Origin of the sequence: Amycolatopsis sp. NPDC059235, assembly GCF_042754125.1 — a bacterium.
GTDB lineage: Bacteria > Actinomycetota > Actinomycetes > Mycobacteriales > Pseudonocardiaceae > Amycolatopsis > Amycolatopsis albidoflava.
This window is the reverse complement of record NZ_JBHZAG010000105.1, coordinates 1-16,687: the sequence shown is the minus strand read 5'-3', so window position 1 is coordinate 16,687 and position 16,687 is coordinate 1. Positions and strand designations below refer to the sequence as shown.

Annotated in this window: 3 protein-coding genes; all 3 read left to right on the top strand. The window is 70.6% G+C overall.

Annotated elements, in window-relative coordinates:
* The first annotated feature begins 3 nt into the window (after positions 1-3).
* Positions 4-14,793, top strand: a complete 14,790-nt coding sequence (locus ACFXI3_RS40830; RefSeq protein WP_378407037.1) for a non-ribosomal peptide synthase/polyketide synthase — start codon at positions 4-6, stop codon at positions 14,791-14,793.
* Between the two features lie 318 nt (positions 14,794-15,111).
* A complete protein-coding gene (locus ACFXI3_RS40825) occupies positions 15,112-16,353 on the top strand; it encodes an MFS transporter (RefSeq protein ID WP_378407035.1) in 1,242 nt (413 codons plus the stop codon).
* Between the two features lie 19 nt (positions 16,354-16,372).
* Positions 16,373-16,570 carry an MbtH family NRPS accessory protein gene (locus ACFXI3_RS40820; RefSeq protein WP_344272592.1) on the top strand — a complete coding sequence of 66 codons (198 nt, stop codon included), beginning with the start codon at positions 16,373-16,375 and terminating at the stop codon, positions 16,568-16,570.
* Positions 16,571-16,687 lie beyond the last annotated feature (117 nt).

The window sequence follows — 16,687 nt, the reverse complement described above, 5'->3', positions numbered from 1 at the left end:
CCCATGACGTCGTCCCGTGAGGACCGCATCGCGGCGCTGCCCGCTCACCTGCAGGAAGCGCTGCGCCGCCGGATGGCCGGAACGGCCGGCCGCGCGCCGGAGATCCCGGCCGCCGCCGACCGTTCCGGCCCCGTGCCCCTTTCGTCCGCGCAACGCAGGCTGTGGTTCTTCAGCCAGCTCCGCCCGGACGATCCCGAGTACAACAGCGCGTTCGCTTTGCGCCTGACCGGCGAGCTGGATGTCGCGGCGCTGGCGACGGCGTTGCGGTTGCTGGTCGCCCGGCACGAACCGTTGCGCACGACTTTCCACGAGGTCGACGGCGAGCCCCGGCAGCTCGTTCAGCCGCCGTATGAGGTGGCGCTTCCGGTGGTGGATGCCGCGCCGGAAGACCTCGACGCTGTTCTGAAGGCGGAGTATTCGCGGCCGTTCGATCTCACGCACGGACCGTTGCTGCGTGCGGTGCTCGTGCGCCTTGGTCTGGCTGAGCACGTGCTGCTGGTGTGCGTGCACCACATCGCCACCGACGGTGCGTCGATGGGCGTGCTGACCGAGGAACTCGGCCTTCTTTATCAGGACGGCGAGCGCGCGGACCTGCCGGCGCAGCCGTTGCAGTACGCGGATTTCGCGGTGTGGCAACACAATCGACCGACCCGCGCGGCCGGGCTGGAGCACTGGACCCGGCAGCTGACCGGGGTGACTCCGCTGGAGCTGCCGACAGACCGGTCGCGTCCGGCCGCCCGCTGCACGGCGGGCGCGGTGCGCGAATTCGGCGTCCCTGCGGACGTCGCCCGCCGGCTCGCGGAATTGGCGCGGACCTCGGAAACCACATTGTTCACCGTGCTGTTCGCGGCCTGCCAGGCGCTCTTCGCGCGCTACACCGGCCAGGAGGACATCGCGCTCGGCACCGTCGTTTCCGGCCGGGACCGCCCGGAGCTGGAACGGGTGGTCGGGTTCTTCGTCAACACGGTCGTCCTGCGTTCGGAGGTGGACCGGTCCGCGTCGTTCGCCGACCACCTGGCGGCGGCGCGGCAGACCGTCCTCGACGCTTTCGCCCACGACGACGTGCCGTTCGAGGAAGTGGTCGACGCGGTGCACGCGGGCCGGGACCCCGGGCGCAACCCGTTGTTCGACGTCATGGTGCTGCTTCACAACGCGGGCGCCGGGCCGGCGTTCCCGGGGCTTTCCGCCGAACCGGCCGGGGTGACGCGGGATTCGGCCAACTTCGACCTCACCGTCGAGTTCGAGGAATCCGACGGCCGCCTCGCCGGGCTCGTGGAGTACAGCACCGAACTGTTCGAGGTCGGGACGATCGACCGGCTGATCGCGCACCTGCTGCGGCTGCTGGCCGGGGTCAGCGCCGACCCGGGCCGCCGGATCGCCGATCTCCCGTTGACCACCGAGACCGAGGAAGCCCAGCTGCTCGGCTGGCGCGGCCCGGTCATCGACGTCCCGGACGGCACGATCGTCGACCTCCTCGACCACCAGGCCCGGACCCAGCCGACGGCGACCGCGCTCGTCTGCGGCGACGTCCGGCTGAGCTTCGCCGAACTCGCCGCCCGCACCGACGTGCTCGCCGCGGATCTGGCGGGCCGGGGAGCGGGGCCGGACCGCGTGGTGGCGGTGCTGCTCCAGCGCTCGGCCGACGCGATCATCGCGCTGTTCGCCGTGCTCAAGGCCGGGGCGGTGCACCAGTCGATCGATCCCGGCCTGCCCGCCGAACGGATCGAGGTGCTGCTGGCCGACACGCGGCCGGTGGTGGTGCTGGACCGCATCGGCGGCTTCACCGACGGCCCGCGCCCAGCCGCGCCGCAGCCGTCGGATGCCGCCTACGTCATCCACACGTCCGGTTCGACCGGCACGCCCAAGGGCGTCGTGGTCGAGCACGCGGCCTTGGTGAATCTCCTGGTCAACCACCGCGCGGCGTTCGGCCGCGAGCGGTTGCGGGTGGCGCTCACGGCGTCGCTGTCGTTCGACACGTCCTGGGAAGGACCGCTGCTGCTGGCCGACGGGCACGAGCTGCACCTGATCAGCGACGAAACCCGGCTCGACCCGGCCGCGCTGACCCGCTACGTCCGCGACGAGCGCATCGGCTTCCTCGACGTGACTCCGTCCTACCTGCGGCAATTGCTGCCCGCCGGACTGCTTGCGGGCGAGCAGCGGCCGCGGTTCCTGATGGTCGGCGGCGAGGCCATCGGTGAGAGCCTGTGGCACGAACTGGCCGGATCCGGGGTAGCCGCCGGAAACTACTACGGCCCGACAGAGTCCACTGTGGACGCGACGTGGGCTCGGGTGACCGGAGACCGGCCGTCGATCGGCCGTCCGCTGGGGAATGTCGGCGCGTACGTCCTCGACGACCAGTTCCGGCTGGTCCCGGCCGGAGTCCCGGGTGAACTCTGCCTCGCCGGAGCCCAGCTCGCGCGCGGCTACCTCGGCAGGCCCGGCTTGACCGCCGACCGGTTCGTCGCGAATCCCTTCGGTGCGCCCGGAACCCGCCTCTACCGGACCGGCGACCGCGCCCGCTGGACCGCCGACGGCAGGCTGGAGCACCTCGGCCGGACCGACGACCAGATCAAGGTCCGGGGCTTCCGCATCGAGCCCGGCGAAGTCGAGTCCGCCCTGCGTGCTCTGCCGGGTGTGATCGATGCGGCCGTTGACGAGCGTGGCGGGCGACTTGTCGCGTACGTCGTCGGCGAGCCCGCTGACTTGCGGAGTGAACTGGCTGCGGTTCTGCCCGCGCACCTGATTCCCTCCGTGTTCGTCCGGGTCGATCAGCTTCCGCTGACCCGGCACGGCAAACTGGACCGCCGGGCGCTCCCCGAACCGGAGATTTCCGCGTCAGCGCAGTACGTCGCCCCGCGAGACGAGCGGGAACAGCTCGTGACCGACGTCTGGGCCGAGGTGCTCGGGCTCGAACGCGTCGGCGTCGAAGACGATTTCTTCGCCCTCGGCGGCGATTCGCTGCTCGGCATCCGGGTGGTCGCGCGGCTGCGGGCCGAACTCGGCGCGGACGTCCCCGCCCGGCTCGTTTTCACCGCGCCGACCCCGGCGCTGCTGGCCGCACAACTGCCCGCCGCGTCCGCGCCGCAGGAAGCGATCCCGCTCCTGCCTCGCGGCGACGGACCGTTCGAAGCACCGCTTTCCTTTGCCCAGCAACGACTCTGGTTCCTCGACGAGTTCGACCCGGGCAGCACTGAGTACGTCTCGCCGACCGCACTGCGGTTGCGCGGCGACCTGGACGTGCCTGCTTTGAACCAGGCCCTCACCGCGTTGGTGGCCCGGCACGAATCCCTGCGCACGACCTTCGCGACAGTCGACGGCCGCGGCGTGCAGATCGTCCACCCACCGCACGCCGTCGATCTCCACGCGGCCGACGGCAACCTCGAGACGGCGCTGGCCGCCGCGACCGGACCGGTCGACCTGCACACCGGCCCGCTGCTGCGCGCCGCGCTCACCCGGCTCGGCCCCGGCGATCATGTCCTCACGCTGGTGCTGCACCACATCGTCACCGACGGCTGGTCCTCAGGCGTCCTCCTGAGCGAACTCGCGACCCTGTACTCCGCGTTCACTCGCGACGAGGAACCGGGATTGCCGCCCCTGCCGGTCCACTACGCCGATTACGCCGTCTGGCAACGAAATCGCACCGACTTCGACAGCCAGCTCAGCTACTGGCGGCACCGCCTCGCCGGTCTCGAACCGCTGGAACTGCCTACTGACCGCCCGCGCCCGGCAGTCCGCACGAAGAACGGCGCACTGCACGAGTTCAGCGTCCCGGCCGGCACCACCGCGCGCCTCGCGGAGCTGTCCCGGCAGCAGGGCAGCACGCTCTTCATGACCCTGCTCGCCGCCTGCCAGCTGCTGTTCGCGAGGTGGTCCGGGCAGGACGACGTCGCGGTCGGCACCGTCGTGTCCGGCCGGGAGCGCACCGAGCTGGAAGGCCTGATCGGCTTCTTCGCCAACACCCTTGTCCTGCGGTCCACTGTGGACCTGACCCGTGGCTTCGACGCTTTCCTCGGCGAAGTCCGCGACACCGTGCTCGACGCGTTCGCGCACCAGGACGTCCCATTCGACCGCGTCGTGGACGACGTCCAGCCCGAACGCGACCCCAGCCGCACCCCGTTGTGCCAGGTCATGGTCGTGCTGCACAACACCCCGGACGCCCGCCCCGCGCTGCCCGGTCTCGCCGTCGAGGAGGTCGCGCCGCCGATCGTGACGGCCGGCTTCGACCTGGCCATCCACTTCCAGCAGACCGCGGGGCGGCTCGATGCGGTGGTCAACTACAACACCGACCTGTTCGACGCCGCCACGATCGAACGGCTGAGCAGCTGGCTGCGCATCCTGCTGGCCGGAATCGCCTCGACCCCGCAGCAGGCGCTCGGCCGGTTGCCATGGATCACCGCCGACGAGCGCGACCGCGTCCTGCGAGGCTGGAACCCGACCGCCGTCGCGGCTCCGGAACCGACGCTGCACCGGCTGTTCGCCGCCCAAGCCGCCCGCACCCCGCACGCCGTCGCGGTGACCTGCGAAGGCGTCGAACTGACCTACCGCGAGCTGGACCGGCGGGCCAACCGCCTGGCGCACCGGCTGATCGCCGAGGGTGCCGGCCCGGAGAGACTGGTGGCCCTGCGGCTGCCGCGTTCGGCGGACCTGGTCGTCGGGATCCTCGCGGTGCTGAAGTCCGGCGCGGGATACCTGCCGATCGACCCGGACTACCCGCCCGCACGAATCGAGGCGATGCTGGCCGACGCGCAACCGGTGTGCGTCGTGGACACGATCGCGGCCGACGGCCTGCCCGAGACCGATCCCGGCGTGCGGGTCCGTCCGGAGAACACCGCGTACGTCATCTACACCTCCGGCTCCACCGGCGTGCCCAAGGGCGTCCTGGTCCCGCACGCGAACGTGACCCGGCTGTTCTCCTCGACTGAGCACTGGTTCGGTTTCGGCGACCAGGATGTCTGGACGCTCTTCCACTCCTACGCGTTCGACTTCTCGGTCTGGGAACTGTGGGGTGCGCTGCTGCACGGCGGCCGTCTCGTGGTGGTTCCGGCCGACACAGTCCGTTCGCCGGAGGAGTTCCTGGCCCTGCTGGCCGAACAGCGGGTGACCGTGCTCAACCAGACGCCGTCGGCGTTCTACCGGCTCGGCGCGCTGCCGTCCGCGCCGTTGAGCCTGCGGTACGTGATCTTCGGCGGCGAGGCCCTCGATCCGGCGCGCCTGGAGGAATGGCGACGGCGGCATCCGGACGGACCGCAGCTGGTCAACATGTACGGCATCACCGAAACCACCGTGCACGTGACGTATCGCGTACTCGACGACCGCGCCACCGTGGGTGTGCCGATCCCGGACCTGCGCGCTTACGTCCTGGACGCTTGCCTCGAACCGGTGCCGCCCGGCGTCACCGGTGAGCTGTACGTCGCGGGCGCGGGCCTGGCGCGCGGCTACCTGAACCGGCCCGGACTGACGGCGTCCCGGTTCGTCGCGGACCCGTTCGGTGCGCCGGGCACCCGGATGTATCGCACCGGAGACTTGCTGTGCTGGACCGCGGACGGCGAGCTGGCCTACCGGGGCCGGGCCGATCACCAGGTCAAGATCCGCGGTTTCCGCATCGAGCTGGGCGAGGTCGAGGCGGCGCTGTCCGCGCATCCGGACGTGACCGGCGCGGTGGCGGTCGCGCACGGCACGGGGGATGCCCGGCGGCTGGTCGCGTATCTGACTGGAACGGTGCCAGGGACCACGGTGTTGCGCGAGTACCTTGCCCGCTCGCTGCCCGCGCACATGATCCCGGCGGTGTTCGTCGCGCTGGACGAACTGCCGCTCAACGCGAACGGGAAACTCGACCACCGAGCGCTGCCCGCACCTGGCGCGCGCGTCGAAAACCGTTACGTGGCACCGCGTACCGAGAACGAGACTGTGCTTGCCGAGGTCTGGTCGGCGGTGCTCGGCGTTGACCAGGTCGGCGTCGAGGACAATTTCTTCGGGCTCGGCGGCGACTCGATCCTCAGTATCCAGGTCGTCTCCCGAGCCCGTCAGGCCGGATTGACGGTGACGTCGAAGGACCTTTTCCAGCATCAGACCATCGAGGAACTGGGCCGGGTCGTCACCACCGGCGGCCCGGTCGCGCCAGTGCCGGAGCAGGCCGGACCGGCGCCGCTCGGGCCGATCCAGTCGTGGCTGTTCGAGCACCTGGCCGAGCCGTGGCGGCTGACCATGTCTGTCCATCTTGTACTGTCCTCGGTGGACGTTTCGCTGCTCACAGCCGCGATCGCTGACGTCACTGGCCGTCATGCCGCATTGCGGATGCGATTCTCCCCAGTGGACGGCGGCTGGCGGCAGGAACCGATTGCCACGGAACCGGCGGACATCCTTCGGCACGCCGATCTGTCCGAAGTGGACGATGCGGTCGCGGTAATGCACGACGAGGCAGTGTGCGCACAGACCTCTTTGGACATCGTCAACGGCCCGGTGTGGCGCGCGGTCCTGTTCACCTTCCGCGACCGTCCGCCGCAGCTGTTCCTCACCGCGCACCACCTCGTCATGGACGGCGTCTCCTGGCGCGTCCTGCTGGGTGACCTCGAACGCGCCTACCGAGGCGAACCGCTGGAACCGACAGGCAGCTCGTTCACCCGCTGGGCGAGGACGCTCGCCGACCACGTCCGCACCGGCGGCCTGGACGGCGAAGCCGAATACTGGGGGAGCGTGCTGCGCGGCGCCGAGACCGAGCTTCCGGTCGACCGCTCCGGACGCAACACCGCCGAATCGGCGCGCTCGGTGTCGGTTTCCCTTGACAAGACTGAGACTTCCGCACTGCTGCAGGACGTGCCCGGCGCGTACCGGACCGAGGTCAACGACGTCCTGCTGAGCGCCCTCGCCCGCGTGCTGGCGCGCTGGACGGGCCGGCCCCGGGTCGTGCTCGAGATGGAAGGCCACGGCCGCGAGGACGTCGCCGCACCGCTCGACCTGTCCCGGACGATCGGCTGGTTCACCGCGCAGTACCCGGTCGCGCTGACCGTGCCCGGCGATGGCTGGGACGAGATCCTCAAGTCCGTCAAGGAACAACTGCGCGCCATCCCGAACAAGGGTGTCGGCTACGAAGCACTGCGCTACCTGAGCGATTCCCCGCTGAGGAACGACCCGACCCCGCAGATCTCGTTCAACTACCACGGCCGCTGGGACGTCGGGACCGCCGAGGACGGGCTCTACCAAGGGCGCGGGGAGAGCCTCGGCCACGACTCCGCGCTGGACAGCGTCCGCCCGTATCTGCTGGACGTCGTCGGCGTGGTCGAATCCGGCGAACTGCACCTGACCTGGGAGTATTCCGCCGAGGTGCATGAGGAGGCGACCGTCCGCGGCCTGGCCGAGGCGACTGTCGAAGCGCTGCGGGAGATCATCGCGCACTGCGCCTCAGCCAGCGGCCGCACGCCGTCGGACTTCCCGCTGGCCCGGCTCGACCAGGCGACGGTGGACCGGCTGGCCGGAGACGGCCGCGCGGTCGAGGACATCTACCCGCTGACCGCACTGCAGGCGGGCATGGTGTTCCACAGCCTGGTCGACAGCGGGTCGAGCGCGTACTTCGACCAGTTCCGCCTGCGGCTGGCCGGGGTCCGGGACCCGCGCGGGCTGGGCGAAGCCTGGCAGCGCGTGGTGGACCGAACGCCGATCCTGCGCAGCAGCACGGTGTGGGACGGCGTCGACGAGCCGGTGCAGCGCGTCCATCGCGGGGTCCGCGTCCCGGTCGGACAGCACGACTGGCGCGGGCTCGCTCCGGAAGCGCAGCAAGCCGAGCTGGCGAAACTGCTCGAAGCCGACCTGGCCGCGGGCATGGATCTGACGACGCCGCCGTTGATGCGCCTGGAGATCGCCCGGCTGACCGACGACGAGGTGCAGCTGCTCTGGACCTCGCACCACGTCCTGCTCGACGGCTGGAGCGCCGCCCAGGTCTTCGGCGAGGTCTGCGAACAGTACTCGGCGATTGTCGAAGGCACGCCAGCGAAACTGACGCCGCGGCGGCCGTTCCGCGACTACCTCTCGTGGCTCGCCGCGCAGGACCGCGCCGCGGCGGAGGAGCATTGGCGCGAGGTGCTCGACGGCTTCGCCGCGCCGACTCCGCTGCCGTACGACCGCCGTCCCCGCGAGGCACACCGCGCGGAATCCGGGGCGACGCTGCTGGTCGAGCTGTCCGCCGAAGAGTCGGCGGAACTGCGCGAGATGGCGAAAGCCGCCGCGCTGACGGTCAACTCGGTCGTGCAGGGAGCGTGGGCGCTGCTGCTCGCGCGCTACAGCGGCGAGCCGGACGTCTTGTTCGGCACCACGGTTTCCGGACGGCCGCCGGAATTGCCCGGTGTCGAAGCGATGATCGGGATGTTCATCAACACCGTGCCGACGCGGGTCGAAGTCCGGAATGGACAGTCGGCCGCCGAATGGCTGCGCGCGATCCAGGCCGAACAGGCGGACGCGCGCCGGTACGACTTCCTGGCGCTGTCGCAGCTGCAGACCTTCACCGGAGTGCCGGCGGGCGCGGCGTTGTTCGACAGTGTGGTGGTCTTCGAGAATTACCCGATCGAAGACAGCGGTCAGGACGGCGTCCGGGTGCTGGACGTCGAATCGCTGGACACCACGAGCTACCCGCTGAACCTCACCGCTTACCTCCACGATCGGCTCGGACTCGAACTGTCCTACGACCCGAAGCTGTTCGACGAAGCCACCGCGCGGCGATTGGCCGGGCACCTCGCCCAGCTGGTGCGCGCGATCGCCGCTGACCCGGACCGTCGCGTCGGCTCGCTCTCGCCGCTCACCGCGGACGAGCGAAACCACGTGCTGGCCCTCGGGCAGGGCGATACGGCTGAACTCCCTGCTGAGACGGTTCTGGACGTCTTCGACGCGACCGTCGCGCGCATGCCGCACGAGACCGCGCTGATCTTCCACGACACCGTCCTGGACTACGCGGAGGTCGACGCCCGCGCCACGCGACTAGCGGAGGAGTTGATCGAACGGGGCGCCGGGCCGGAGCGAGTGGTGGCCGTCATGCTGCCGCGCTCGGCCGAGGCAGTCATCGCGTTCCTGGCGATTTTCAAGGCAGGCGCGGTGTATTTGCCGATCGATGCGGATCTGCCGGAGGAACGCGTCCGCTTCCTGCTGAACGACGCGCGCCCGGTGGTCGTGCTGGGCAGGCCGGACGAGAGTTACGCGCCGCCGGCGTCGCTCTCGAAGCGGCCGGACGCGGACACCGCCGCGTATGTCATCTACACCTCGGGCTCGACAGGCACGCCGAAGGGCGTCGTGGTGGAGCACCGCGCGCTGGTGAACCTGCTGGTCGCGCACCGCGCGATCTTCCTCGACCGCGGCCGGGAGCGGGCGGCGCTCACCGCGTCGCTGGCCTTCGACGCGTCCTGGGAACCGCTGCTGGCCATGATCGACGGCCACGAGCTGCACGTGCTGGACGACGACACCCGGCTCGACCCGCTCGCCCTGGTCCGCGCCGTCCGCGCGCACGGGCTCAACCTGCTCGACCTCACCCCGGCCTACCTTCAGCAACTGCTGGACGCCGGGCTGGCGACCGGCGAAGTCCGGCCGCGCACGGTGATCACCGGCGGCGAGGCGGCCACCGAAACGCTGTGGAAGCAGTTGGCCGCTGCGGACGTCACCGGCCACAACTACTACGGCCCGACAGAAGCGACCGTCGACTCGATCCACGCGCCGGTGGTCGGGGAGCAGCCGCTGATCGGCCGTCCGCTGACGAACTTCCGCGCCTACGTCCTCGGCGACACCGGCGAACCCGTGCCGCCGGGCCTGCCCGGCGAACTGTTCCTCGCCGGACCGCAGCTCGCGCGCGGCTACCTCGGCCGGCCGGGACTGACCGCGGACCGGTTCGTCGCGGATCCGTTCGGCCCGCCGGGGGAGCGGATGTACCGCACCGGCGACCAGGTCCGCTGGACCGCCGAGGGCTCGCTCGACTATCTCGGCCGCGTCGACGACCAGGTCAAGATCCGCGGCTTCCGGGTCGAGCCAGGCGAGATCGAGACGGTGCTGCGGCGGCATCCGGCGATTGCCGACGTCACCGTCGTCGCCCGGGAAGGCCGCCTTGTCGCCTACGTCGTCGGAGAAGCGCGGGGCTTGCGCGAGTGGACCCGCGAACGGCTGCCGGAGCACCTGGTCCCGTCGGCGTTCGTGGCACTGGACGCGCTGCCGCTCAACCGGAACGGCAAGCTCGACCGCCGCGCGCTGCCCGCCCCCGGCCGCGCCGGAACCGCCGAGTACGTCGCGCCGCGGACCGCCGCCGAACAGCGGCTGGCCGCGATCTGGGCCGACGTCCTCGGAATCGACCGCGTGGGGGCCGACGACAGTTTCTTCGAACTCGGCGGCGATTCGATCCTCAGCATGCGGATCACCTCGCGAGTGCGCGCGGAGTTCGGTGTCGAAGTGTCGCCGCGGATGCTCTTCTCCGCACCGACGCTCAGCCAGTTCGCCGCCGAACTCCCTGCCCAGCGGGCGGATGCGGAGGCGATCCCGGTCGTCGCCCGCGACGGTGTGCTGCCGTTGTCGTTCGCGCAGCAACGGTTGTGGTTCCTGGACGAATTCGAGCCCGGCGGCCGGGAGTACATTTCGCCCAGCGCATTGCGCTTGCGCGGTGAACTCGACCTCGATGCGTTGCGGCAGGCCCTGAACACGGTCGTCGCCCGGCACGAATCGCTCCGCACCACCTTTGGCGCGATCGAAGGCCATCCCGTTCAGGTCGTCCACGAGCCCGCGCCGGTCGAGCTCCCGGTGGAGGACTTCGACGAGGCAGTGCTGGCCCGCGAAGCACTCCGGCCCTTCGACCTGCGCACCGGCCCGCTGCTGCGCGCCCGGTTGTTCCGGGAGGAGTCCGGAGACCACGTCCTGCTGCTGGTGTTGCACCACATCGTCACCGACGGCTGGTCGGCCGGAGTACTGGCCGCCGAACTGGACACCTGCTACTCCGCGTACGTCCGCGGCGAGGAGCCGAAGCTGCCCGCACTGCCGGTGCAGTATGCGGATTTCGCTGCCTGGCAACGGAATTTCCTCGACAGCCCCGACCTCGACGAGCAACTCGACCACTGGCGCGACCGGCTCGCCGGCCTCGCACCGCTCGAACTGCCCACTGACCGGCCGCGTCCCGCGGTCCGCGCGAGCGAGGGGGATTGGTTCGGCTTCGCCATCCCCGCCGAGGTCGCCGTGAACCTCCGCGAACTCGCGGGCGCGCAGCACGGCACCCTGTTCATGACGCTGGTCGCGGCCTTCCAGGTCGTGCTGGCGCGCTGGTGCGGGCAGGAGGACGTCGCGGTCGGCACGGTCGCGGCGGGGCGCGAGCGGGCCGAGCTGGAACGCCTGATCGGCTTCTTCGTCAACACCCTCGTCCTGCGGTCCACAGTGGACTCAAGCGGGTCGTTCCGGGAGTTTCTCGGCGACGTGCGCGACACGGTGCTCGACGCGTTCGCCCACCAGGACGTGCCTTTCGACCGCGTGGTGGACGCCGCCCAGCCGGTCCGCGATCCGAGCCGGACGCCGCTGTTCCAGGCGATGGTGGTGCTGCAGAACACCGGCGACCGGCCGGGCGGCGGCGCGCTGGTCGCCGAGGAGGTCGCCCTGCCCGCGACGACCGCGACGTTCGACCTGCTCGTGCAATTCGAGGAGGACGGCGGCGCGATGCACGCCGCGATCAACTACTCCACCTGCCTGTTCGACGCGGAGACGATCGAGCGGTTCGGCGGTCGATTGCTGACCGCGCTGACGGTCCTCGCTGCTCAGCCGGACCAGCCGATGGCATCTCTGCCGCTGCTGCCGCAGTCCGAAGTGGACCAATTGCGGGTGTGGAACGACACCGCCGCGGCGGACTCGACAGCGTCCCTGGCTGAGCTGTTCGAAGCCCAGGCCGCGCGCACTCCGGACGCTCCCGCGCTGGTGTCCGCGTGCGAGGACATCACCTTCGCCGAGCTGAACGCGCGGGCGAACCGGCTGGCCCGGCTGCTGGCCGAGCGGGGTTCAGGGCCGGAACGGATCGTCGCCGTCCGGCTGCCGCGCTCGGTCGCGCTCGTCGTCGCCGAGCTGGCGATTTCGAAGACCGGCGCCGCGTTCCTCCCCGTCGACCCGGGCTATCCCGCCGAACGCGTCGAGTTCATGCTGCGCGACGCCGGCCCGGTCCTCGTCGTGGACGAGGACCTCGACGCCGCGGCGTACCCGGACACGAATCTCGGCGTCCCGGTCGACCCGGAGCGGGCGGCGTACGTGATCTACACGTCCGGTTCGACCGGGCGGCCCAAGGGCGTCGTCGTGCCGAACGCCGGGCTGGCGACGCTCGCCGCCGCCGCGATCGGCCATTTCCAGGTCCGCCCCGGCGACCGGGTGCTGGCGTTCAGCTCGCCCAGCTTCGACGCCGCGGTCGTGGAAGTCTGCCTGGCGCTGGCCGCGGGCGCCGCGCTCGTCGTCCCGCCCGAGGGCCCGCTGCTCGGCGCGCACCTGGCCGAGGTGCTGACCGGACACCGGGTCACGCAGGCGGTGTTCCCGCCGGTCGCGCTGGCCACGGTGCCGGACGTGCCGCTGCCGGACCTGCGCACGGTGGTCGTGGCCGGCGACGTGTGCCCGGCCGAGCTGGTCGCCCGCTGGGCGCCGGGGCGGCGGATGATCAACGCGTACGGGCCCACCGAGTGCACGGTCGCGACCTCGTGGAGCGAACCGCTGTCGCCGGGCGGCCCGCCGCAGATCGGCAAGCCGATCCGGAACACCGAGACGTACGTGCTCGACGCCGGGCTGCGGCAGGCGCCGATCGGGGCGACGGGCGAGCTGTACGTCCGCAGCGCCGGACTGGCCCGCGGATACCTGTCCCGGCCAGGGCTGACCGCCGACCGGTTCGTGGCGAACCCCTTCGGCCCGCCGGGATCGCGGATGTACCGCACCGGCGACGTCGTCCGGCAGACGGCGGCGGGCGACCTGGAATTCGCCGGACGCGTCGACCACCAGGTCAAGATCCGCGGGTTCCGCGTCGAGCTGGGCGAGATCGAGGCGGCGCTGCGGCGGCATCCGGAGGTGCGCGAGGCGGTCGTGGTGGCCGGGGAAGCCGCCGGGCACAAGCGATTGATCGCGTATGTCGTCGGCGAAACCGCTCAGCTGCGCTCGTTCCTGGGCGAGACGCTGCCGGACTACCTGGTCCCGTCGGTGTTCGTGCCGCTGGCGGCGATTCCGGTGAGCCCGAACGGGAAGATCGACCGCGCCGCGCTTCCGGCTCCGGATCTGTCGGAGCTGCCGACCGCCGAGTACGTCGCTCCCGGCACCGAACTGGAGGAGCTGCTGGCGAACGTCTGGGCCGAGGTGCTCGGAATCCCGCGGGTCGGCGCGGGGGACAACTTCTTCGAACTCGGCGGCGATTCGCTGCTGAGCATCCAGGTCGTGCACCGCGCCCGGCAGGCCGGGCTGGCGATGCGCTCGAAAGACCTGTTCACGCACCAGACGGTCGCGGAGCTGGCGAGCGTGGTCCAGCCGGTCGACGCGGCCGAGGACGATCGCGAGGCCGTGGTCGGGGCCGTTCCGCTGACCCCGATCCAGCGCTGGTTCCTCGACGCCGCGCCGGCGAATCCCGCGCATTTCAACCAGTCCGTGCTGATCGAGCTGAACGGCCCGGTCGACGAGGAAACCCTGCGGCAGGCGATCGACGCGCTGGTCGATCAGCACGATGCCCTGCGCCTGCGCTTCGAGCGGACTGCCGACGGGTGGACCCAGCACAACGACCCCGTCGATTCCTGTTCTGTCCTGCGCCGGGTGCCCGCCGCGGACCTCGAGCGGGCGGCCGACGACGCTCAGGCGAGCTTCGATCTGGCTCAGCCGCCGCATCTGCGGGCCCTCTTGTCGGATGCCGACGAGAACCCGCTGCTTTTCCTGGTCGCGCACCATCTGGTCGTCGACGCCGTTTCGTGGGGCATCCTGCTGGAGGATCTCGAACGGGCCTACCGGCAGATCGAAGCCGGGGAAAAGCCCGACCTGGGGCCGAAGACGACGTCCTTCCGGGACTGGGCGCGCCGGCTGCGGGAGTTCGCCGAATCCGGTGCGCTGGACGGCGAGCGTCCGCACTGGGCTCGCGACTTGCCTGGCTGCGAGATCCCGGTGGATCGCGTGGGCGCCGCTCCGGAGCCGCAGGAGCTGGTGACCATTCGCGTCGACGAGCGCGACACCGATGCCTTGCTGCACCTCGCTCCCGGTGCGTACCGGACGCGGATCAACGACGTTCTGCTGACCGCGCTGGCCTGGACTTTGACGCGCTGGAGCGGCGAGTCCGCGGTGGCTGTCGACCTCGAGGGCCACGGGCGGGAGGAGATCCTGGACGACGTCGACCTGACCCGGACTGTCGGGTGGTTCACGACGCTGTTCCCGGTCGCGTTGTCGGTCGATCCGGCCGCGGGCTGGCGGGAGCTGGTGAAATCGGTCCGGCGGCAGCTGCGGGCGGTGCCGGGGAACGGGTTCGGGCACGGGGTTTTGCGGGCCTTCCGGTTCCCCGAGCTGGGCCGGTCTTCGCCGCGGGTCGCGTTCAACTACCTGGGGCAGGGGGAGAACACCGGGACCGGGGACGGGTTGTTCCTGCGGTCGCTTCCGCCGTTGGGCCGGGACCAGGATCCGGCGAACCGGTCGCTCCACGCGCTCGAAGTGGTCGGCGGAGTGCGGGAGGGGCAGCTGGAGTTTTCGTGGTTCTACCAGCCGGATCAGCACACGCGGGCGACTGTGGCCGCGGTGGCGGCGGGCTTTGTCGACGCGTTGCGGGCTATCGCGGCGGATTGCCGGGGTGGTGACCGATGAGCGCGAGTGTGGGCAGCCACGAGTCGAGACCGCGGTGGGTCGGCTGCGCGGGTTTTCGCGCCGTCTCCTTTTGCGGGCAGCTTGCGCACTCTCGCCGTCTGCTGCGGGGAGGGCGGGCTATGCGCGGGATCAGCGGGTGCCGGTTGTCGTGGGACGGCCGGATCGCGGCTTGTCTCGCGGGGGTTTCGCGTGGTGGCTTCGGGGGTGGTGCGGCATGAGCGGGATTGGCGGCCGTCGTGGGTGCCGGTTGTCGTGGGCCGGCCAGACCGCGACTTGTCTCGCGGGGGTTTCGCGCGGTGGCTTCGAGGGAGGCGGGGCATGAGCGGGATCGCGGGCAATCGCGACTATCGGCTTCTCTGGACCGGTCAGGTCGTTTCCGAGGCCGGGTTCAGCACGACCACCATCGCGTTTCCCTTGCTGGTGCTGGCGCTCACCGGTTCGGCGGCCCAGTCCGGGCTGGTGCTCGGGGCGGTCGCGATCAGTCAGCTTGTGGCCGGGTTGCCTGCCGGGGCGTTGGTGGATCGGTGGCATCGCAAGCGGATCATGCTGTGCTGCGAGGCCGCGCAGGCAATCGCCGCGGGCGGACTGGTGCTCGCGTTGTACTGGGGCGTCGCGGATGTGTGGATGCTTGTCGTGGTGGCGATCGTGATGGGGCTGAGCCGGGCGTTGTTCGAGCCGGCCGAGGAGGCCAGCTTGCCGCGGTTGGTGGCTGAGGAGCAGGTGCCCTCCGCGGTGGCGATGAATGCCGCCAGGACCAGTGCGGGGCAGTTGTCCGGGACTGCGCTGGGCGGGTTCCTCTTCGCGGTGGGGCGGGTTGTACCGTTCCTCTTCGACTTGGTCGCGCACGTGTTCGCGTTCGTGTCCTTGGTGTTCGTGCGGTTGCCTCGGCAGCCGGAGCGGGCCGAGGACGCGCCGCCGAAGCATCTCGGGCGGGAGATCGTCGAGGGGCTTCGGTGGGTGTGGTCGCGGCCCGCGTTGCGGGCGACTGTGTTGTGCGTGGTCAGTTTGAATCTGTTCTTTTCCGCTTATTATTTGGTGATCATCGTCTTGGCCAATGAGCGGGGGGTGCCCGCCGGGGAGATCGGCGTGATGGCGGCGATGTTGGGTGCCGGCGGGATTCTCGGGTCGTTGGCCGCGCCGTACCTGCATCGGTGGCTGAGTGCGTACGGGCTGGTTATCGGGGTGTTCTGGGCGTTGACCGCGCTGACCCCGCTTGCTGTGTTCGTCCATAATGGATATGTGATGGGGGCGTTGTTCGCGGCTGTTGCGTTTTTGCCTCCTGCTGCCAATACTGCTATTGCTACTTATCAGCTTCTGTCCACTCCGGACGGATTGCGCGGGCGGCTCGGGGGAGTGCTCGGGGTTACCGGCGGGCTGGCCGCTGCGGCCGGGCCTGCGCTGGGCGGGTGGTTGGTGGAGGCGTTGCCCGCGGCGTCGGCGGTGTTGGCTTGCACGGGGTCGATTGCCGTGGTGACTCTCTTGACTACGTTCAGCGGGACTTTGCGGGGGTTGCCTGCCGCGCCTCGGGTTCGCGAGCTTGAAGAGACTTCTGGTCAGTGACAGAGGAAAGGAAGATTTGATGGACGACGGTGTTGTGTTTCAGGTTTTGGTCAATGACGAGGAGCAGTATTCGCTTTGGCCGGGGGACAAGGAGGTTCCGGCCGGGTGGCGGGCGGACGGGGTCCGGGGGAGCCGGGAGGAATGCATGAGGCACGTGGACGAGGTTTGGACGGATATGCGGCCCAGGTCTCTTCGGGAGCGGATGGCGGCTGAGTAGGGGGCGGCTTGTCGCCTGGCGGCGACATTGCGCACGGTGGTTGCGTGGGGCACCCCGAAGCTGATTGTGACGACGGCGCGGGGGTGCTTGTCAAGGCGGGAAAGATGCCTTGACAAG

Bases quoted from the DNA above. Each gene is read 5' to 3' on its own strand.
- ACFXI3_RS40830 (WP_378407037.1), top strand. From the start codon at position 4: ATGACGTCGTCCCGTGAGGACCGCATCGCGGCGCTGCCCGCTCACCTG.
- ACFXI3_RS40825 (WP_378407035.1), top strand. From the start codon at position 15,112: ATGAGCGGGATCGCGGGCAATCGCGACTATCGGCTTCTCTGGACCGGT.
- ACFXI3_RS40820 (WP_344272592.1), top strand. From the start codon at position 16,373: ATGGACGACGGTGTTGTGTTTCAGGTTTTGGTCAATGACGAGGAGCAG.